This is a genomic window from Acetitomaculum ruminis DSM 5522 (genome assembly GCF_900112085.1).
GTDB lineage: Bacteria > Bacillota > Clostridia > Lachnospirales > Lachnospiraceae > Acetitomaculum > Acetitomaculum ruminis.
On sequence record NZ_FOJY01000019.1, the window covers coordinates 1 to 21,636 of the forward strand.

A 21,636-nucleotide genomic window follows, 5' to 3' on the forward strand; every position below is an offset into this window, starting at 1 on the left:
AGCAGCCAGTCATGTAATGTCTGTGGTCATAAGCATACCCAGGTTAAAAAATTGTTTGTTAGACAGTGGGTTTGCCCTGAATGCGGAACTTTCCATGATAGGGACATTAATGCTGCTATTAACATAAAAGAAAAAGGTCTAAGTCTACTTGCAGAGCAAATGGCCTAAACCTTAAAATATACGTATAGTAGGGTGGGGCACACCCGAACTAGGCAAAAGTCTTACGCTTGTGGAGACTAACGAGAAAACTGCTTACCTTGGTAGGTGTGACAATAACCGTGGTCATTGAAACAAGAATCCCATTAGCTTTAGCTGATGGGAGTGTCAATATACATATTTCCCCTAACATTTTAAGCTTTACTTCGTTAAAATGATTATAACATAGTTTGTATTTCTTATCCTTTTTCTTTTAATAATAACACAAAATAATAATCCTCTTTTTCTAATTTAGGTAAAAAATTCTTTTACCGTTCTTTATCACTGTCTACTAACATTGACTCCATGACCTTTTTTAAACCTGCCTCAAAAGACTCCGCCGGAATCAGGGCGATTCCTTGCTCGTCACTTAAAACTACAAGGCGACCTCCCCCTTTTAGATTAAACTTTTCTCGTGCTCCTTTTGGAATAACTATCTGACCACGATCATTTATGGTGACACTCCCCCAGATGTTTTTTCCTGCCGGAGCAGGAGGAATCATACCTATACCTTCTTCCTTTGTTGTTTTTATAAGACTGTCAATACTGGTATGATAAACTTTTGCAAGGCGGTTGCATTTTTCAATGTCCGGTATGGTTGCACCGCTCTCCCATTTTGCATATGCCTGCCTGGAGATTCCGATTTGTTCTGCGATTTCCTCCTGGGAATAGCCGTGGAGACTGCGAAGCATCATTAAATTTTCTTTTAACATTACAAATCAATCCTTTCAAAATATTCACAGGCCTTTTTACAGGATAAAATTGTCATTAGAATATAAATCAAAAGGCCAACAATGAGCATGCTCAACTGTAAAATAATATTATCACATCCAAAGGCATTTAATCCTTCAAAGCCCGGTATATGATGTAAAGCCTCAAATACGCCAATTGACAAAAAGGCAACAATTATAAAAATAACAAAGGGTTTTCCGTATTTATAAGCCGTTTTAAAAAATCCCATTACAAAAATCCAGTTAAATAGTCCAAAAATTATAAAGGCTGCTCCCAAAGCAAATAAATTGGCATTCATCATAACATTATTTCTGTAAACCGTAGAATCAGATAATAATGTCATACGTAAAATCATGGCAAGCATCATTAGAAACAAGGAAGAAACTTCAATTGTACACACAAAATAATATTTTCCCTTTACCACATCTTTTTTTGCAATAGGAAGCAAAGCGGAAAAAACTATATCATTTGCCTCTCTGGCTGATTCAAAGCTTTTAAAAATCCCCAATGCACTAAAGAATGCACCACACAATATAGGATAACCCGGAAGAAAAAACATTAATCCAAATAGAATAAATACGTACGTTACCACGCTGGCTGTAAGAAACATCTCTTTTTTAAGTATATTACGCATAAGTAGCCCCTCCTTCGCTTTCCATTCTTAAAATAGTATCTTCAAGACTTTCCCCTTTTTTTGAATAACTCTTTACAAAATCGTTCTTTGAAAGGGCTGCTACTATATTGCCCTTTGAAATATAAACTATAGTATCTGCACATTTTTCAATATCAGAAATTATATGAGTAGAGAAAAATACTGCAACACCTTGTTTTTTTAGCTCTTCAAAAACATCAAGGAGTTCATTTCTTGAAAAAGGATCCAGTCCACTGGTTGGTTCATCTAAAATCAAAACTTCTGCCCGGTGGGAAAGGGCTATTAGAAGGTTGAATTTAACTTTCATTCCTTCAGAAAGCTCCACCGGCATTTTCATTTCATCAAGTCCAAACATATTCAGATATTTTCTGTAGGATTCCTCATCCCAGCTTTCATAAAAAGGTTTAATTGCTCCTGCAATATCTTTAATCTTTTTTCTTGGATACCAGCTTAAAGTCCCAGTGGAATAACCGATGCGTTTTTTTATTTCCACCTCATTATCCGTTAGATTCTTTCCAAAATAAGAAACCTTTCCTCCATCAAGGTGTATAAGATTTAACATGGTTTTAATAGTAGTTGTTTTTCCTGCACCATTTCTTCCTATAAAACCGGTAATCTCTCCACCTTCTATACCAAAAGATGCATTTTTAAGTTCAAATGACGGATATTTTTTGACTATATCACAAACTTCTATAATACTCATAACAAGCCTCCCTTTCACTTTGATTTCTATGATTATTGTAAAGTGTGGTTGCCTTAACTTCAACCAATCATAGTTAACGAAACTTTATATTTTTTGTTATGTTTAGTTGCCTATCCCCTGATTTATTTCGGAAATTAATATGTCCATATTAGGATTCTATGTAAAAAATTCTTTTTACTATTTTCATAAAAGTCTCATATCATTTTTTGCATTATTACAAAGTTGACATACGTGAGACAAAAGAGTTGATATTATTATCTTATAAAGGTAAAATATCAATATTATGATTTATAAAAAAATCATAAACTTTTAGGATAGAAGGGAGAAAATTATTATGGAAAATCTATTATATCTCAATGCATTAATGCCCTATGTATATTTAATACTTTTTTACACTTCAAGTAAAATTCAGGATAGTTGGGGATTAATATATGAGCTAATTGCTAAAGGAATGATTATTGAGATAATTTTTACTTTAATAATCTCGCTATTAGCATCTGATAAAAGCAAGCTGGCAAAGGTGAATTTTAAGGTAAAGCTGATACAGATACCCTATTATATAATATTTTTCGTACTTGCTTCAGGTATTTTTGGTATTTTGATGGCGTTATGCGGGGTAGGAATTTTTGTCTTGCCTATACTCATAGCCATAGATGCAGCAATATTTGCAACAACCGTAATTCCCGCCCAAATATGCACCATCAAACTTAAAAAAAACCAAAAAATAACTACAGGTAAAATGATTTCTTACCTGATTTTTAACATGTGGTATATCGTGGATCTCTTTTTAGCTTCCAAAATAAGAAAAAGGTTTATATCTGCATAATAATAAACAGATGATGTGTTAGCGTAAATTAAACTATCACACCATCTGTTTTTTCATTAATATTTTTACTTTCTAATAAAACATCTATTCTAATTCATCACCATTTGAAGCGATTACCTTTTTATACCATTCAAAGGAATCTTTTTTTCTTCGGCTTAAATCACCGGTTCCATCATCATATTTATCAACGTACACAAATCCGTAACGTTTTGCCATTTCTCCTGTGGAAGCAGAAACCACATCAATCCAGCCCCAAGGAGTATAACCCATAAGGTCTACACCATCTTGAACTGCTCCTATCATTGCTTTGATATGCTTTTTTAAATAATCTATTCGGTAGCTGTCATGAATTTTTCCATCCTCAGAAATCTCATCCCTTGCACCAAGGCCATTTTCCACGACCATAACAGGTATTTCATAGCGGTCATAGATTTCATTAAGGGCATATCTAAGTCCTGTAGGATCAATCTGCCAGCCCCAGTCTGAGGCTTCAAGGTATGGATTTGGAGCGCCTCCTATGATATTTCCATCACCGGATTTATCAGCCTGAGCACTAATACAGCTAGACATATAATAACTAAAGGTATAAAAATCTACTTTTCCCTCTTTAAGAATATCCTCATCTTCCGGCTCCATCTTAATATTTACCCCTAATTTGTCCCAAATCTTCTTTGCGTAAGATGGATATTTTCCACGAACATGTACATCAGAACAGTACCAGTTCATTTTTCTCATAAATTCCTGATTTGCAAGTACATCCTCAGGATTGCAGGTCATTGGGTAACTGGTTGCAAATATGCACATATTTCCCATCTTATAATCAGGATATTTCTCATGGGCAAGCTTTATTACCCTGGCACTTGCCAGAAATTGATGATGAAGTGCCTGATATCTTTCCTGAGGCTTATCCGGTGCTTCATATAACGGGCCGTCAAATCCCTTTACCGTACCGGTGGATAAAACCGAACCAATAGCTTGTGTTCCTGAGTTTATCTCATTAAAGGTCAGCCAATATTTTACCTTACCCTTATATCTTTCAAATATTGTTTCACAATAATGATAAAAATAGTTAATACATTCTCTGCCTTCCCATCCGTTATATTTTTCTATGAGAGCATAAGGCATTTCATAGTGGGAAATGGTTACTAAAGGTTCTATATTATATTTTTTTAATTCATCAAAAACATTGTCATAAAATTTAAGACCTGCCTCTAAAGGCTTATCTTCCATTCCTGTCGGGAAAATCCTTGTCCAGTTGATTGACATACGAAAAACCTTAAAGCCCATTTCTGCCGCAAGAGCGATATCCTCTTTATAATGATGATAAAAATCCGTTGCTTCACGGCTTGGATACAAAGTTCCTTCTTCAAAGTTTATTGTCACCCTTTTAGGTGATGTATGTGAACCATTGGTACAGTGATCGGATATTGAAGCGCCCTTACCATCAACATCCCAGGCACCTTCATATTGATTTGCGGCTGTAGCGCCGCCCCATAGGAAATCTTTTCTTAATATTGACATACAATTCCTCCTGTATATGAAAGGGTCGGCTAAAGGCCTTCCCTCCCATTTAATATATTCTATTCAACATCTATAATACTGTCACCGGCTTTAATATCCACTCCGCCTGCCTTAGGAGAAACTTTGGTATAGTCCTCTGAATTTGTCACAATAACCGGTGTTATAATTGGATATCCTGCATTTTTTATAAGATCAATATCGAACTCCAAAAGCAAATCTCCTTTTCTAACCTTGTCACCCGCTGTTCTTTTCACGGTAAATCCTTCACCTTTTAATTCAACTGTATTCATACCTACATGGATAAGAATCTCAGCACCATTTTCAGTAGTTATTCCAATGGCATGTCCAGTTTCGAAAAATGCAGAAATCTCGCCATCTGCCGGTGCAAAAACTTTTCCTTCCACAGGCTCAATAGCGACACCTTCTCCCATCGTTCCGGAAGCAAACATATCATCAGGAGTTTCTGAAAGTGAAAGAAGTTTTCCTTTTATAGGAGAATAAATGGTTTCCGGAGCATTTGTCACTCCACCATCTGAATCAGCAGCAAATTCTCCTACACCTGCTGCCTTGTCACTATACATAATAAAGGAAAGTACAGCTGCTATGGCAAGACCAAGTGCACCACAGATTGCTCCCCAGATTACTCCAGCATATGGGCTATCTCCACCAATGAATGTAATTAATGATAAGAAAGAAGGAGAACCTCCCATTGAGTAACCTTTAACAGAAGTTATTCCTGCTAAAAGACCTGAAATTCCAGCACCTGTTACGGCTGCTATCATAGGTTTACCAAATCTTAAGTTGATTCCGTACATTGCAGGTTCTGTAACTCCGGCAATTGTAGCTGAAATACCGCAGGCAATACCTTCAGAACGTGTTTCAACATCTTTGGTTTTTGCAGCAACACCAAAAGCTGCACCACCCTGACAAATATTAGAACAAAACATGGTAACAAGTACAATTACGTCCCAACCAAGGGTTGCCATATTATTAATACAAATTGGTATCAATGCATAATGCATACCTGTCATTACTATAAACGGCATAATGGCTGAAAGAATACCTACTGTAAGCCATGGTACTGCATTGTACATGGAGTTAATTATAAATGCCATTCCGTTTCCGATAACTCCACCTAAAGGTCCTAAAACTACTAAAACTACCGGAACACAAATAATCATGAAAATTAATGGTTTTAAAAATGCTTTTAGTACATTTGGAGAAACCTTATCAGCAAATTCTTCCGCCCACATCATAACCGGAGCCATAAGAAGCATCGGAACGACTGATGATGTGTAACTCGTATCTATTACAGGTATTACTCCAAAAAGATATGTACATTGTGAACCCAAAAAAGTACCATATTTTACACCTTCAACGGCTCCTCCTAATAAAGAGGTAAGATCCGGATAGCAAAGCATAGCACCAACAGCTAAATACAATGGAATGCTTCCACCTGTCTTTTTAGCAATTGACCAGCCTAAGAATATTGGCAGGAAGTAGAAGAAAGCATCTGCCATTGCATAAAACATGGTATATGTCGGATTCGTTGATTCTAATACATTAAGGGTGGTACAAAGGGTAAGAACCACCTTTAACATACCGGCTCCAAGAATAGCCGGTAACAGAGGTGTTAAACATCCGGAAATGAATCCCAAAAGTCGCTGTCCTATATTGCCTTCCGGCTTGTTTTGAACACTACCAGCTTCTTCGCCAAAGCCCATGGCTTTAAATTCTTTAAAAAGGTTTGAAACCTCATTTCCGATAACCACCTGGTACTGTCCGCCTTGTTTGATTACGGATTTTACACCCTTAATTTTGTTAACTTTGTCGTCATTTGCCTTTTTCTCATCCACAAGCACCATTCGAAGTCTGGTCATACAATGGGTCGCCGAAGCGATATTCTCCTTACCACCAACAGCTTCGATAATCTTGTCTGCAGTTGATTTGTAATCTAATGCCATCTCTCTTTTCCTCCTTTGGGTTTAAATTACATTCTTTAGTGATACTTTTCTAATATTTCGACAATATTTGTCAATTCATTAACACTAATAGTGCAATATATGCAATAATCAGACTCATTTTGTACTATCAGCGAAAGATATTTTTAATATTTTTGTGAACGCAGTGTAAGCAATCCCCCGCTTCAAAAGCGTAAGCTTTAAGCGGGGGTATAAGCTTACTAGTGTCAGAAGGGGTTAAAGCCCCTTCTGACAGGTGGCACAAAGTGCCACTGCGTTCATGAGGAAGTAGCGAAGCGGATTCCGAATGTCCGCTTTACAGAAGAAAAAACATCTCCTGGCATTTCCATCCTGGGAGGGATGAATGTGGTAAAGCGGGCATGAAAGGCAATAATATCCTCTTGTGATAAGAAAAATATATAGCAGGTTATCAGTTTTTTATTCTTTTCAAAGTTCTAATTTAAGCATACTATCTATTCATACTATTTTACTATGATTTTAATATGGAGGTATTTTAAATGTGCTTTTTAAAAGACATCTCAGATTATATTAGAAACGGAGAAACAACTTCACAAAGGCTTGGACTTGAAATTGAACATTTTATTGTGGATGAAAACGGTGACCAGATTAAATTTGATGAAATATCCTCTCTTATTGAAAAAGTAGGAAATGAAATTCAGGCATCCCTTCACTATATTGACGGCTATGTCGTTGGATATAACACGGATGAATACGCTATCAGCCTTGAACCTTCATGCCAGTTTGAAATAAGCATATCCCCTTATTCTGACATTAAAAAAATCGCTGATGTATACCGGAAATTCATAGCTTTATGGGAGCCGATTTTTACAAAAAGAGGCTATAGCATCAAAACATTTGGTAACCTTCCTAAAGTAGAACTGGGTATTATCACTCCTGATGATATTCCTCTTTCGCCAAAGAAGCGTTATGAATACATGAACAGGCATTTTCTCAAAACCGGAAAATATGGCAAATATATGATGCGAGCATCTGCTTCTACCCAGATTTCCATTGACTATTCTTCTGAAGAAGACATGATTAGAAAGATTCGTTTAATACAAAAGCTTTCCCCTGTTTTTATGATTCTTCTTGAAAGTAAAACTGATGAAAACTCCACTTTAAAAGATGCTCCGGACAGGCCTCATCTTTTCAGAATACAACAATGGGATGATTTAGATTCTGACAGAACAGGTTTTATCCCACATTCATTTGATAATGATTTTGGATATGATTCTTTGTCTAATCTTATATATAGTACTTCCCTGATTTTATATCCGGAATCAGACAAAACCCTTTATGTAGCTGATAAAAGTGCCAGGGATTTGTTTGAATCTTTAGTTATTAAAGAAGATGATTTATCAGATAAACGTAAAAAACAATTGATTGAGCATTTCATTTCTATGGGATTTTTCCATTTAAGAGTTAAAACCTACATAGAAATCAGAGTTGCAGACAGTGTTCCTATTGACAAAGCTCTTGGTTATGTTGCTCTGATTAAAGGACTTATGTATTCAAAAAAGAACCTGGATATACTTGAGCATGCTCTTAGTGACATTAATTCCATTGAAGCTATAAACAAGGCTGTTGATGAAATTGAAAAAAATGGTTTAAATGCCAATATTTATCATGATAAAACCGCCGCAGATTGGGCAGAATATATTATTTTACTTGCATCCAATGAATTAGATGATGAAGATAAGGAGTATCTAAAATGTGTGAACTATTTGGAGTAACAGCAAATAAAAAAATTGTTATAAACCAATGGCTAAAGGATTTTTTTTCTCATTCCAAGGATCATCCCAACGGATGGGGACTTGCTTTTTTTGATGATGGAAATGTTCATGTGGAAAAAGAACCTCTCCAGGCCTTAAAAAGCAATTATCTTAAGTGCAGGCTTAAAGAAAAAATCCAGACTTCTATTTTTCTTGCCCATATCCGACGTGCTACAATCGGTGATGACTCTTATTCTAATTCTCATCCTTTTGTTGCCACTGATAACACAGGCAGAGCCTGGACACTCATTCACAATGGAACCATTTTTGATGCCCCTCAATTAAGCATATATCTCCATCATCAAAAAGGGTCTACTGACAGTGAAAGAATTCTTTTATATCTTATTGACCAGATTAACGATTTAAATAACAAATCCCAGGGTATTTTAAAGGCCAAAGAAAGGTTTAAAGCAGTAGAAAATACTATAAAAAAGCTTGCTCCTGAGAACAAGCTTAATCTGCTTATTTATGACGATGAATATTTATACGTACATATGAATGCTGCCGGTACTCTTTTTGTAAATGAAAAGCCTGGTATATCAGCCTTTTCTACCCATCCTCTTGATGATGAAATATGGAAAGAGGTTTCCCAAAACAGGCTTCTCGTTTACAAAGAGGGATCCCTGGTGTATGAAGGAATCCCTCATAATCATTCCTATATCGATGACCCTGAAAAACTTAAACTGATTTTTATGGATTATGCTCAATTATAGTAATGAACTTTAAATTAATATTCTATTTTTACATCATTTTAAGGTGTGGCAACAAAGCTGACCATAGCATATAGGTCTGGGTCGGGAATGACATAATCATGCCCCGAAGATCAGCTGCTGTCATTTTCTTATCAATTACCAAAGTCAGGTAATCAAGCCATGTTCCTGCCTCACTTCCATAGATTGCAGCACCCACAAGATATCCTTTCTTGTCAAATATCAAATTTACATCTGTGTCTGTCTCATGATTATTCACCCAGTCATTTTGAACGCCCCATGGAATATTCACCACTTTATAAGCATCCGGCGATGCTTTTGCATCATCAAGACTCACGCCAACCTGACCAATACGAGGAAGTGTAAATACCAGATTTGGAATAACCGGATAGACAATTGGTGCATCTAATATTCCAAGGATTTGTGCCGCAATATAATTTGATTCATACTCTGCTGTCGGTGTAAGTTTCGGTATGGTCTTATCCACCACATCACCACTGGCAAAAATATTCGAAACTGAAGTACGCATATGATCATCTACTTCAATTCCTTTACGGGAAGCTTTTATTCCCAGTTCCTCAAGCCCAAGGTCTTCAAAATTTGCAACCCTGCCGGTAGCATCCAAAACATAATCAGCTGTAGCAAAAACTCCATTTTGTGATGTAACTTTATACTGACTTCCTTCCTTTTCAACCGATGCGACAGCTTCATTAAAATGAAATACTGCTCCCTGTGATTCCATCTTTTCAACAAGCTTTTTGACATATTCTTGAGGGTATGCCATCAAAGCCCTAGGTGCAAACTCAAAAAATTGTACTTTCTTTCCAAGAGCCAATGCCATTGATGCAAATTCCATTGATATAATACCTGCACCGATAAATATTATACTATCAGGCATCTCATCCAAATCCAGAAAATGACTGCTTCCGTGAGTGAATTCCTTACCAGGTATTTGAAGCTGTGCATTCCTTTGTCCTGTTCCAATTACAATATATTCTGTCTCATAGGCGGTTCCATCCACTTCCACTGTATGAGCATCTTTAATACGACCCCGTCCACGAATCACATCCACGCCCATGTCAGAAAACAGCTTTTCCAAAATAGGATCAAAAACACCTAAGGTCTGTTTTTTATAGGACATAAGCCTGGTCCAGTCAATTTTTACATCGCTTTCAACGCACAATCCCTCATAACGCTTTAAGCCATCAAGATATTCAAAAGGTCCATCCAGTAAAATCTTGGCATCACATCCGTAGTTGGTACAGGTTCCACCTATTTTTCCCATTTCCACAAATGCCACTTTTTTGCCTGACATGGCTAACATTATTCCTCCATGGTTACACGAGTGACCGCTTCCGATGAAAATCACATCATATTTTGTCATTGTCTCTCCTTTCCGATGCATTTTTTCGCATCTGTTTACTTTTTTTGATAATATCCCTGACTTTTTTTTATCCAATTATTTATAAATGTAACAAAAAGCCAAAATCTTCTTAGTAAAGCGGACATTCGGAATCCGCTTCGCTACTTCCTCATGAACGCAGTGGCACTTTGTGCCACCTGTCAGAAGGGGAGTTAACCCCTTCTGACACTAGTAAGCTTATACCCCCGCTTAAAGCTTACGCTTTTGAAGCGGGGGATTGCTTACACTGCGTTCATATCCCCCTCTTAATCTGTATAGCAACATATATCATGGCAAAAACTTTCCTGATGCCAGATACAGGTCGTACCATTCTTTATGAGTCATATCCACCTTTGTGGAGTCACAAAACTCTTTTAGATGTTCTTGATTCATTGTTCCTGCAATGGCCTGCATTCCTGCCGGATGTCTGAGTATCCACGCTATAGCAACAGCAGTTTTACTTACACCATATACTTCACCAATACGAGCAAGTTCAAGATTAAGCTTCTCATAATCAGGATGGTCAATAAAACATCCCTGAAACATTCCAATCTGTAGAGGTGACCAGGCTTGAATTGTAATATCATGCAACCTGCAGTAATCCAAAACACCATTGTCCCTGTCTGTTGAACGATCAGTTGTTAGATTATTTAAATAAAAGGCACCGTCAATTAACTGTGTCTGATCAAGTGAAAACTGTAACTGATTAAATACCAGCGGCTGTTTTACATACTTTTTTAACAGCTCAAGTTCTCCCGGAGTTACATTACTGACACCAAAATATCTTACTTTTCCTTCTTTATAAAGCTTATCAAAAGCATCCGCCACCTCTTCTGGTTCAAACAAAAGATCCGGTCTGTGCAAAAGCAAAACATCAAGATATTCTGTATGTAGCCTCTGAAGGCTTTCATGAGTACTTTTTATAATGTCATCTCTGCTCCAGTCAAATTCCATTCGGTCAAAATGCAATCCACATTTACTCTGGATATAAAAATCCTCCCTCTTTAGCCCGGTTTTTGCAAAGGCATCTCCAAAGCGCTGCTCCGCCTCACCATCTCCATAACAGGTAGCATGGTCAAAAAAATTAATTCCCTGTTCTGATGCACACTCAATTATACCTGCAGCTTCTTCTACAGACAAAGCCGGCATTCTCATGCATCCTAGTATAACCCTTGAAACATTTTGTGGTCCGTTTACGATATTTTTTGTCTTCAATTTACATACCTCCTGTTTTTTTATCGCACCCTTATATCCGTAATTGCAACCTGCTCCCCTGTCAATGCCACATATACTTTTTCTACTCCATCATTAATGGTAGTTACATTTTCCATATCAATTCCAAAATTACAGGTTTTTAATATGATACGATTATTCTTCTTTCTCAATAATACTTCACATTCCATTCCTTTTTTGTTGTTTTCTTTCCACTCATCCCAGCCCGGAAATTCCTCTGTCTTTTTCATTGTTATACTGTTTTGAGCATAATCCGTATCACCATCATTTTCACCATATATTTTAACGAGACCATATTCACGGTAATTCTTACCTTCAACTTTTCCATCCTCGGAATAAAAAACCACAAAATAAGGACAATGCCATACTAAACTTGCACTTGGCAAACTCATTGTATGAAATTTAACCCTGAGACGATCTTTAAGTTCTATCCCCTGGGTATAAGCAGACCGTAATCTGTCTATTTGCAAATTCTTAATATCTGATTCCATACGGTCTATATAACTTGTTATACTTACTATTCTGGTTATATCATCTTGTGTAACCTTTACACCGGTTAGTTCTATAGAAATATCTTTTATCCTGCAATACTCACCAGTAATAGCAAGATATGCAGACCTAGAACCATCCGAAAGAGCGACAATTACTTCCTTTTCATAGGATGGGCTTATCATTTTAAGTTTTAGATGGTCTTCATATTTACCCATACAAATCTCATAATTTGTCCCATCCCCCACAGATGTTTCATTATCACCTCTTTTAATCGTTTCTTTAAATCTTCTAGCTTCTGTCCGGACGCTGTGATCATCAAACCATATTTCCCCATATTCAACGTATTTATATGCTTCAATGGATTTCTCGTTGTCATGAACATATCTGTCATAAGCTGCAAATAATATAATTGATGGTGCAGAAAATCCATTATCCTCCACATCTGTTAAGGATTCACATTCAAATGTAATCTTTGTAATATTATCTGTAATAGGAATTCCGGTTGACACCTGCTGTCTGTATTCTAAGCAGGTAAGATTCTTTTCTACCTCTTTTTTATCAAATTCCTCTTCTTTACTGTTTTCATCAATTATTTTTATCATGATTTCGGCATACTTAGGGTCAAACCTCTCTCCTGCTCCTTTAAGAAGAGCTTCTTTTACCACAAAGTCCGGTAACAAACGACTAAAACTGCTGGCAGTTTTCATAAGCACATATGCATCTGCCACAGCAACTATCCGTGCAAAGTCAGGAATATCATCACCTTTTAACCCCTCAGGCTGACCGGTTCCGTCATAATTTTCGTGACAGCAATATGCTACCCTGGCAAGATAGGGTAATTCCCTAATGTTTGATAAGATCTCATTTCCGATAATAGGTAATGGGGCAAAAATCTCAGGTGCCTTATCAGGACATTCAACAGCTGTTAAAACATCAGCATCTGAAATTCCAACCATTCCGATATTATGAAGTAATCCCGCATAATACACCTTTTCACATTCCGACTCATTCATCCCGCTAAGTCTGGCAATCTTTTTTGCACATTCTGCAACCCTGACAGAACATCCTTCGATAGAAGTGTCTTTTTTTTCTACAACGGAAACAAAAGCTTTTGCAGTCTGATCAAATAGCCTTTGCATTTTTGCTTTTTCTCCCTGCATTCCTCTGATTTCAATCTCATGAGCACGTTCTACTGTATTATTGATATCAATATATGTAAAAAGATACAAAGATATGGAGACTGCCACCATAGCCATGTTGACAATAGAAATCCCGTATACGAAAATCTGAAGTATTCCACATACAATCGGTACATATATGTACAATACCATAGATATATAAATCACCTTGCTAAATATATTCTTATACTGTCTTATGACGGTATATTGTAAAATCGGACATATAATAGGAATAATATATGCAATCAAAAATCCCGGTCCCCTGTGATACATATTATTTTCATCAAAATAATAATATAATCCCGTAAAAGCAGATATAACTGCAAGAAGCATTCCCATAAGAGAAAACACCCTGGTTACTTTTAACCTGTAAGGTAATAATGCTAAACTTAAACCGCCTTCATTGACAAGATAATCTCTTAGATACATGTTGAATGCAAATACAACACCGGATGTAAGGAAAAAAACCATGAAATTACTGAGTCTGACCATAATATAACTTGTTTGACCTAAAGTACCGGAGTAAATATATGCCGCTCTGTCAAACCATAATAAAAACAAGGCAAAAAGTTCCATAAGAATAAGAATTCTTTTTCTGCTGCCGTTTAAAAACCGGGTCATAAAAAGAAGGATTGTTAATATCGCACAGGCTCCGCAAAGCAACAGCATAATATTTAATTGATGTATTCGAATAAGTTCAAACATATTATCCTTCTCCTTTGCCTCTAAATCTCATCTTATTTGTGCAATATAAAAAACTCCTGCAATTTTTCTAAAAGCTCCTCTTTTTGAATATTTTTTAAGAAGTACCCTTCCGGACGAAGTGATACAACTTCCATAACACTATCCTTATCTCCTTTTCCGGTTAAAAACATTACGGGAATTGATCTCGTTTCACTGTCACTTCTTAACATTTCTAGTACCTGTGGTCCACTGGTTACAGGCATTTCATGATCCAAAAGAATTAAATCCACCTTATTTTTTCCAAGCCACTTAATAGCCTGTAAACCGGAATTTGCCATGGATACTTTATAGGTTCCCTTAAGCCACTCTCTGATAATAGTCAGGTATTGAGGATCATCGTCTACTATTAAAATACTCTTCTTAAATGCTCCGGAATCAGCTTTTGCAAAATACTCAGTAACCGCCCCTACAAATTTGTTATTATCTACAGGTCTTGTAAAAGTCATATATATCATTTCTCCCGGAACATGGTCGCATACATATTGTATATCAGGATGCTCTCCCACAATAATCATCTCAAGGGACTTTTCCTCCAATGTATCTGTAAGAAAATGTAATATATCCTCTCCAGGTCTGTCCCCATCATCCATGTACAATACTATAAGAGACACTCCCTCCAGACCAGAACTTATCTCATTTACAGTCCAGGTTACAAAATTGCACTCTGCGCCGGTAGCACTTACCTTGTTAATAAGGACACGAACTATAAATGATTCCTTTTGACTTATAACCATCATCTTTTCCTTTGACATTTAATTTCCTCCATCCTTTGAATCATTGTTGCAAATCAAATCTTCCATACCGTCCCAGTCAAATACCCTAAGCATACTTTGTAATTCTTTCATTATTTTCTCATCCTCTTCAGGCAATAAATATTCATTTAAGCTTTCAAGTATCATTTCTACTGAATCATAATCCATCTGAGGTATGACATCAGATAATGCTAAATAGGCATCCTTTAGCATATCCTCTGGTACAATACTCTTATCTTTTTTATCTTCTTCATCATGAATCCTGTTAAGTTTTTTAATAAAACTTTCATATTCCTCAAGTAAAGCAACGATATTAGCATCAATATATGACATATCTTCACTATTACCGGAATTTTCCATTTCTAAAGCCATCTCAGATAATTTGTTTGCACCAATTATCCTTGCAGAGCTTTTAAGAGCATGTACCTTTATTGTAAACAGTCTTATATTCCCGGCTTCATAAGAATCCCTGATAATTTTTGCATTATTTTCCACCGTATCATAAAACATACCAAGAGAGAGTAAAAATCCCCCGATTCCACCGGAATTTTTGATTCCCTCTGCTACTGTTATTCCCTCGGTTTCATAAATCCACATTTTATCCTCCGGGATTTGTGTTAATTCTTCTCCTATATCATCTTTAGTCGGCTTTTCCATAATGGTTTCCGGCAGATGTTTCATAATGGTACCTTCTAAAACTTCACTATCTATCGGTTTTGCAAGATATCCGTTAAATCCTTTAGATATATAGAAGACTTCATCTACGGCAGTATTTGCAGTAAGAGCATAAACCGGAAGTTCCGGATCAATCTTTCGTATTTTTTCTACAGTTTCAATACCATCCATACCTGGCATCATATGATCAAGAAGCACCACATTAAATCGAGTATCTTTTATCTTTTCTAATGCTTCCTCTCCGCTTAATGCCGTGGATACAAATACCTTTGTAGGTTTAAGAAGTCCCTTTATTACATTTAAATTCATAGGCGTATCATCCACCACAAGAATGTCCGCATCAGGAGCGATGAATTTAGGCACATAAGGTCCGCTTGATTTTTTATCATCATGTTCCATAAATACACCTATTGGTGTTTTATCAACAATTTTTTGATTAACCGCAAGAATAAATTCAGAGCCTTTTCCAAATTCACTTTCACATATAAGAGTCCCCCCCATAAGCTCTGCAAATCTTCTGGAAATATCAAGTCCCAGACCGGTTCCCTGTATACCACTGTTTTTTTCTTCATCAAGACGCTCATATGCCGTAAAGAGTTTTTCCATGTCCTCTTTTCTTATACCCATACCTGTATCTTTTACGGAAAATTGCAGCTTACATATATCATTTTTTCTTTCTTCCATTGAAACAGATAAGGCAAAACCTCCTGCATCTGTATATTTCACGGCATTTGTCAAAAGATTTAAAACTACCTGCTTTATTTTACCGTCGTCACCATACATTCGCCCCGGCAAAATCTCATCTATAATTACATCAAATATCAGCTGTTTTTCATTACTCCTTACTCTAATCATGGAAACAATTGATCTAAGCATATCCTGCAAGTCATATTCCCGTTCCACAAGATGCATCTTTCCGGATTCGATTTTAGACATATCAAGTAAGTCATTTATTAATGATAAAAGTGATTCTGAGGCATTTCTTATATCAAAAGCATAGTTCATCATGGACATAAAATAAGGCTTTGGAACTCCGGCAGCATCTTCTCTAAGTGCCATTTCATTCATTCCCATTATGGTATTAATAGGAGTTCTTATCTCGTGGGACATATTAGCAAGAAATCTTGTCTTAGCAGTATTTGCTCTCTCAGCTTCTTCCTTTGCCTTTTTGATTTCTCCGTATTGTTTTCTTATAACAGTGGTGTTGGTAACATGCCATACAATAGCACCTGCAAGTAAAGCCACCGCCACAATAACAAGGATAACAAACACCGGAAGCTCCGTAAGTCTGGCCTTTTTTACAATCTGATAAGTATCATCTATAAGTTCTTTTCCATCATTATCAATACATTGTACATGAAGAGTATAATTTCCATATTTAAGATTGGTATACTCAAGGGATTCTAAATCTGCCCTTTTTACTTCCAACCCATCATTTTCCATGCCTTCTATATATATCTTCACCGTTGGATTCATCATGGTATAATCCAACACAGATGCAGTAATACTCACTCTTTCTTCCGAATTAGGAATAGTAAAAACTCCTTCTTCATCAGGAAGGATTTTCTCATCTCCACAATAAATGGAGCTTATAGCTGATTTTACAACCACATGTTCTTTTTTTATTTGATTTATATTTACCATACATACACCGGTTCTTCCGGGAATGTATAAAAATCCATCACTAAGGGCACTGTATGAATTCGAAGTAGGGGTACTTGTAAGACCATTTGCTATGGTATAAAGCTCATAGTCAGTAACATCATCCTTAAGCATCTTATCAATGCTTACCTTATAGATGCCATAGGAAGAAAGTATCCACATATTATGATAATCATCAAAATATAAGTCATAATTATTATTATAGGGAAATGTAGTAACCTCCTTTATTTTACCGTCCTTCATATATTCAATTGAATTAGAGGTAACAAGCCAATAACCCCCGTTTTCCTCATCCTTTTTGATTCTCATAACGACGTCACTTGTAAGTCCGTCTTCCCGTCCAAGCCTGGAAACAGTGTCGTCTTTTATAATATAAATGCCATCTCCATCAGACCCTGCATAGATTTCTCCATTATCTCCCTGTGCCACAGTAAGAAAAACGGTATTTTCAATTTTCTCTTTTTCCCCAACACATTTTTTAACAACACCGTCTTTTATAATAGCTAAGCCTGCGTTTGTCCCTACAAGAAGCGTCTTATCTTCTGCCATCACACAACATCTTATTTCGTTTGAAAGTAATCCGTTTTCTGTAGTAAAACTCTTTATTTCTCCACTTTTTGTCTGACATACAAGACCAAGATCATGGTTATATGTTGATACCCAAAGATTTCCGTCATCATCGGAAGTTATACATCTTACCCTGGCATCTCCAATATATTTCGTAAGTTCATCTTCTATTTTTTTATAATCTGAATCAACTATATAAATTCCATTATCAGTGCCAACATATATCCTTCCATTATAAAGACAGGTAGTATTTGCCACTTCTTTTGGAAGAGCAGCCCGTTCTGACAAATTAATGAAACTGGTGGCTACAACCTTCATGACTCCCTGAGTCGATGAAGCAAACCACATATTTCCCTGATAGTCAGATGTCGTCATTTCTATACCACTATTTATCGGAATATCAGAAAGAACATTAAACCGGTCATTCTGGATATATCCGACAAGAGATGTGGACGAAACCCATACCCTTCCACAATCGTAAGAAAGCCAGTGTATATTTTCAATGGGAGCTACCGGTATTTTCTTCATATGAGTAGCATCAGCCCCAAAATCGCCATAGTATAAACCTTCTCCTTCAGTTCCCAAATAAAGCTTTCCATCGTGGTCAGGATCTGCAAGAATTGTAGTTATTTTTTTTATACCAAGCTGACTGCTTTCATAAAGTTTTGAAACATGATGGTCTTCTATTGAAAAAATGATACCATTAGTTGTCTGTCCATATATTATTCCCTTAGAATCAGACACAAGCTTTAATACTCGTTCCTCATTTATTCTTTCGTCATCAACAACATGTAGTTTCATATCAGAATCCACATAAGATACTCCGGCAGTAGTTCCTATATAGATATCTCCATCCAAATCTTCCTCAAATATACGAATAGAAGAGGACGGTAAGCCCTCTTTATATGTAAAATGCATTCTCTCTTCGCCATCAATAACCACAACACCGTTGTCATTTGTAGCTATCCATATTCTACCCCTGCTATCTTCAAAAAAGCCCCTTGCACTGGTAAGCCCTCCTGACGTATCAAGTTTCTCAAAGGTTGTACCATCATAACGAATAATCCCGCTGTAGCCACCAATCCAGACATAACCGTTTGTTGCACCTAAAATAAAGTTAGCATCAGATGTAGGAAGAGCATTTGTTGCATCATATAGCACCGATGTGTACCCTGTATTTTTAATCTGACCGGTTACTGCGTAGCCTCCACCTGCCACATTATATTTTTCTTTTGTATCTCCAGCCGCAAAAACAGGAACAAAGCAACATGAAAAAATAACAATCATTATCAAATAATATCTCACTAACCTGATTTTGGAATTATTTTGCCACATATATATTCCTCCTGTCACAATGCTTCCGGATTATATTTGCTAAGGACAACCTTCACCTCGTCTAACGAATCCATAAACACTTCAACACACTTTGGATCAAATTGAGTGCCCTTTCCCTCTTCCAATATTAATAACGCCTTTACCAGAGAAAAAGCCTCTTTATATATACGTGGTGATGTAAGAGCATCAAAAACATCAGCAACAGCCATAATACGTGCTGAAAGAGGTATCACTTCCCCATGCAAGCCTTCAGGATACCCCTTACCATCCCATCTTTCATGATGGTAGGCTGCCATATTTCTTGCTTCTTTAAGATAATTATCCCCCTCTACAGTACTGATGGCGTTTTCTACGATACGCTTTCCCGCAGTTGTATGGGTTTTCATAATCTCATATTCTTCATCGGTTAATTTTCCGGGTTTATTCAAAATTTCATCCGGGATATCAATCTTTCCCACATCATGAAGGGGAGCCGAACGTACCGCATCAGACATAAATTTAGGTGTTAGTTTTTCTGCGTAGTACCCTTTTTTCTTCAAGCCATCTACAATAATTTTTACATAAGCAGCTGTCTTTTGGATATGTGCTCCGGTATCCGAGTCACGATTTTCCACCATATCCGCCATAGTTATTACAAGGCCGTCCTGCATCTTTGCTGTAGAATCAGACAATCTTCTAATGCTTCGTATCTGTTCCGTCTGATTTGATGACATATTGCATACGGCATTGTATAATAATTCAACTTCATCCCCGGTTCGAACATCTATCTCCCTTAAGCTTTTTACTTTTTCATCCAGTTCCTTTTGGGTATTATCGGAACTTACAAAACTGTAAACCCTGTTGGTTATGGTTTTAAGGGGCAGACTCACCTGATATTCCGCCATCCAATTCATAAGCACGCAAAGTACTACAAATAATCCAATATATACTGAAATCATCTCTGTTAAATAACTGTTTATTTTACTGTTTATTACCCCAAGAGTAACATCTGCCCCCACATAGCATACGCATCTGTCCTGGGAATCATAAACAGGATAATAAGCCGTAAGAAGGTACAAGCGGGAATCATCTGTCACAATAGGCTCTATCTCTTTACCTGCCAAAAGTTTTGGAACATAATCATGAAATCTTTCTTCTAATTCTACGATTGCTCCTGTTTTTTTAGCTTCTATGTCATCGGTTTCTATATCATAAACAACACGACATCCGTCCTCTAAAACTTTATATACATACAAATGCTCAATTTCCGTGGAATTTTGCAAAATATTATCTAAAATTACAAGTGTATCATCATAGCCTTTGGCATCATGGCCTTTTTTTATAAATTCATCCACTCTGTCTCCGTCAATAATAGCTGCTGCCGCTTTAGCAGTCCCTGTAGCTATGCGAGAATGTTCATCAATAATAGTTTCCCGGTAAATCCCAACACTTAAAGATACTCCAACAACGGATATAACAATCAAAGACAATGCCTGTGTAAGAATTACCTTTAACTTAAGGGAACTTATTCGAGTTTTAGACTTATCTGTTAAATCAAATTCAGCGTCTTTAAGAGGCTTTTGCGCCCACCAGACAAATCCAAGACGATCTGTGTATTTTTCGGGAACAAGGTACAAGATAATAAGGACAATTAAAACTGTAGCAACCTTATCAGGTATCTCCATAACAATGCTTGATAAAATATGTGACGATAAGGCATCAAAATACCCTGTCTCATATAGCATCTCACTCATAGACTTACTGTAAAATGAAAGTCCTTCCATAAACCAGGGAATTAAATTTCCCAGTCCACCACCTATTAATACGAATGCCAAAGTCATTCCGATAATACCGGCTACGTGTTTTAACCAGCCCCTTTTAGAAATGAAGGTAGCAAAAAAAGCTATCAATACATTAACTGAAACATAGTATAGTGACGTGGGATTTGAAATACTCTTTATGATATTGGTAACCAACCCAACAATAACACCTGGCAAATAACCTCCTAAAACGGCTACCGAAACTGTTCCTACAGTATCAAGATAAAGCGGCAAATCCATTGTCACAGCTACTGTATTCAGCACTAAATTGATAGCTATTCCAACTATGCAAATAAAAAGTGCAAGTACATTTTGTCTTTTCAAAATATGTACGATCTTTTGAAATCCTTTCATTAGTGCCCCCCTCAAAAAGGCTGGAAAATCTCCATCTTATGAAATTCCACTTTTTAGCCATATCTGCTGTCATTTAAGATTACATTTTCTTTACTTAAGTTAATCACTAATAAATACAGTATATGCCTGACAAATACTGATAACAAGATTGCAGACATATTTGTGTCACTTTTTAACGTAATGTGAACGAAATGGCACTTTTGGGGAAATTATTACACAACGTAGCTTTAGAAGCAGCAATTATCCTAGTTTATCTTGATTTCACATAATTTTACCACTTTAATACATAAGCTCTTCAAGCATGATATATGGATTTCTGTATCTGGCTGAGCTTTTTTACTTTTTATGAT

Annotated in this window: 15 protein-coding genes; 4 read left to right on the forward strand and 11 right to left on the reverse strand. The window is 36.5% G+C overall.

Annotation, left to right across the window (positions count from 1 at the left end):
* Positions 1-168: zinc ribbon domain-containing protein (locus BM153_RS14315; protein WP_143088308.1), on the forward strand; the 168-nt coding region annotated here is incomplete at its 5' end.
* A 296-nt stretch (positions 169-464) separates the two neighbouring features.
* On the opposite strand, the gene BM153_RS11250 is transcribed toward BM153_RS14315, so the two are convergent.
* The 3 genes from BM153_RS11250 to BM153_RS11260 are packed head-to-tail and all read right to left on the reverse strand — an operon-like array spanning position 465 to position 2,282.
* Positions 465-908, reverse strand: a complete 444-nt coding sequence (locus tag BM153_RS11250; protein WP_092873895.1) for a helix-turn-helix domain-containing protein — start codon at positions 906-908, stop codon at positions 465-467.
* Positions 908-1,561: an ABC-2 transporter permease gene (locus BM153_RS11255; RefSeq protein WP_092873898.1), complete on the reverse strand. Its 654-nt coding sequence runs from the start codon at positions 1,559-1,561 to the stop codon at positions 908-910. The genes BM153_RS11250 and BM153_RS11255 overlap by 1 nt, the downstream gene beginning before the upstream one ends.
* Entirely contained in the window at positions 1,554-2,282 is a 729-nt protein-coding gene (locus tag BM153_RS11260) for an ABC transporter ATP-binding protein (RefSeq protein ID WP_092873901.1), read from the reverse strand. The genes BM153_RS11255 and BM153_RS11260 overlap by 8 nt, the downstream gene beginning before the upstream one ends.
* Before the next feature lie 334 nt (positions 2,283-2,616).
* On the opposite strand from BM153_RS11260, the gene BM153_RS11265 reads away from it, so the two are divergent.
* On the forward strand, positions 2,617-3,108 hold the full coding sequence (locus BM153_RS11265; protein ID WP_092873904.1) for a DUF6652 family protein: 492 nt from the start codon (positions 2,617-2,619) through the stop codon (positions 3,106-3,108).
* Between the two features lie 84 nt (positions 3,109-3,192).
* Here the strand turns inward: BM153_RS11265 and BM153_RS11270 are convergent, their stop codons facing one another.
* Positions 3,193-4,629 carry a glycoside hydrolase family 1 protein gene (locus BM153_RS11270; protein ID WP_092873907.1) on the reverse strand — a complete coding sequence of 479 codons (1,437 nt, stop codon included), beginning with the start codon at positions 4,627-4,629 and terminating at the stop codon, positions 3,193-3,195.
* A 59-nt stretch (positions 4,630-4,688) separates the two neighbouring features.
* Positions 4,689-6,593, reverse strand: a complete 1,905-nt coding sequence (locus tag BM153_RS11275) for a beta-glucoside-specific PTS transporter subunit IIABC (protein WP_092873910.1) — start codon at positions 6,591-6,593, stop codon at positions 4,689-4,691.
* Between the two features lie 515 nt (positions 6,594-7,108).
* Here BM153_RS11275 and BM153_RS11280 point away from each other — a divergent pair.
* Positions 7,109-8,344, forward strand: coding sequence for a glutamate-cysteine ligase family protein (locus tag BM153_RS11280; protein WP_092873913.1), 1,236 nt, complete (start codon positions 7,109-7,111; stop codon positions 8,342-8,344).
* Complete coding sequence (locus tag BM153_RS11285) at positions 8,323-9,096, forward strand: class II glutamine amidotransferase (protein ID WP_092873916.1); 774 nt, start codon at positions 8,323-8,325, stop codon at positions 9,094-9,096. The genes BM153_RS11280 and BM153_RS11285 overlap by 22 nt, the downstream gene beginning before the upstream one ends.
* 28 nt (positions 9,097-9,124) lie before the next feature.
* Here BM153_RS11285 and BM153_RS11290 read toward each other — a convergent pair whose 3' ends face one another.
* The 6 genes from BM153_RS11290 to BM153_RS11315 form a co-directional block, all read right to left on the reverse strand.
* The gene (locus tag BM153_RS11290; RefSeq protein WP_092873919.1) at positions 9,125-10,477 is read right to left on the reverse strand and encodes a dihydrolipoyl dehydrogenase family protein; all 1,353 of its coding nucleotides are present in this window, start codon (positions 10,475-10,477) and stop codon (positions 9,125-9,127) included.
* A gap of 306 nt (positions 10,478-10,783) precedes the next feature.
* Positions 10,784-11,710, reverse strand: a complete 927-nt coding sequence (locus tag BM153_RS11295; RefSeq protein WP_092873922.1) for an aldo/keto reductase — start codon at positions 11,708-11,710, stop codon at positions 10,784-10,786.
* Positions 11,711-11,730: 20 nt separating this feature from the next.
* Positions 11,731-14,103, reverse strand: coding sequence for an HD-GYP domain-containing protein (locus BM153_RS11300; protein ID WP_092873925.1), 2,373 nt, complete (start codon positions 14,101-14,103; stop codon positions 11,731-11,733).
* Positions 14,104-14,135: 32 nt separating this feature from the next.
* Positions 14,136-14,894 carry a response regulator gene (locus BM153_RS11305; protein ID WP_242949137.1) on the reverse strand — a complete coding sequence of 253 codons (759 nt, stop codon included), beginning with the start codon at positions 14,892-14,894 and terminating at the stop codon, positions 14,136-14,138.
* Entirely contained in the window at positions 14,895-19,133 is a 4,239-nt protein-coding gene (locus tag BM153_RS11310; RefSeq protein ID WP_092873928.1) for a hybrid sensor histidine kinase/response regulator, read from the reverse strand.
* Between the two features lie 14 nt (positions 19,134-19,147).
* Positions 19,148-21,286, reverse strand: coding sequence for an HD-GYP domain-containing protein (locus tag BM153_RS11315; protein WP_092873931.1), 2,139 nt, complete (start codon positions 21,284-21,286; stop codon positions 19,148-19,150).
* Positions 21,287-21,636 lie beyond the last annotated feature (350 nt).

Coding starts and splice junctions, on each gene's coding strand:
- BM153_RS11250 (WP_092873895.1), bottom strand. CDS start 908: ATGTTAAAAGAAAATTTAATGATGCTTCGCAGTCTCCACGGCTATTCC.
- BM153_RS11255 (WP_092873898.1), bottom strand. CDS start 1,561: ATGCGTAATATACTTAAAAAAGAGATGTTTCTTACAGCCAGCGTGGTA.
- BM153_RS11260 (WP_092873901.1), bottom strand. CDS start 2,282: ATGAGTATTATAGAAGTTTGTGATATAGTCAAAAAATATCCGTCATTT.
- BM153_RS11265 (WP_092873904.1), top strand. CDS start 2,617: ATGGAAAATCTATTATATCTCAATGCATTAATGCCCTATGTATATTTA.
- BM153_RS11270 (WP_092873907.1), bottom strand. CDS start 4,629: ATGTCAATATTAAGAAAAGATTTCCTATGGGGCGGCGCTACAGCCGCA.
- BM153_RS11275 (WP_092873910.1), bottom strand. CDS start 6,593: ATGGCATTAGATTACAAATCAACTGCAGACAAGATTATCGAAGCTGTT.
- BM153_RS11280 (WP_092873913.1), top strand. CDS start 7,109: ATGTGCTTTTTAAAAGACATCTCAGATTATATTAGAAACGGAGAAACA.
- BM153_RS11285 (WP_092873916.1), top strand. CDS start 8,323: ATGTGTGAACTATTTGGAGTAACAGCAAATAAAAAAATTGTTATAAAC.
- BM153_RS11290 (WP_092873919.1), bottom strand. CDS start 10,477: ATGACAAAATATGATGTGATTTTCATCGGAAGCGGTCACTCGTGTAAC.
- BM153_RS11300 (WP_092873925.1), bottom strand. CDS start 14,103: ATGTTTGAACTTATTCGAATACATCAATTAAATATTATGCTGTTGCTT.
- BM153_RS11305 (WP_242949137.1), bottom strand. CDS start 14,894: ATGTCAAAGGAAAAGATGATGGTTATAAGTCAAAAGGAATCATTTATA.
- BM153_RS11310 (WP_092873928.1), bottom strand. CDS start 19,133: ATGTGGCAAAATAATTCCAAAATCAGGTTAGTGAGATATTATTTGATA.
- BM153_RS11315 (WP_092873931.1), bottom strand. CDS start 21,286: ATGAAAGGATTTCAAAAGATCGTACATATTTTGAAAAGACAAAATGTA.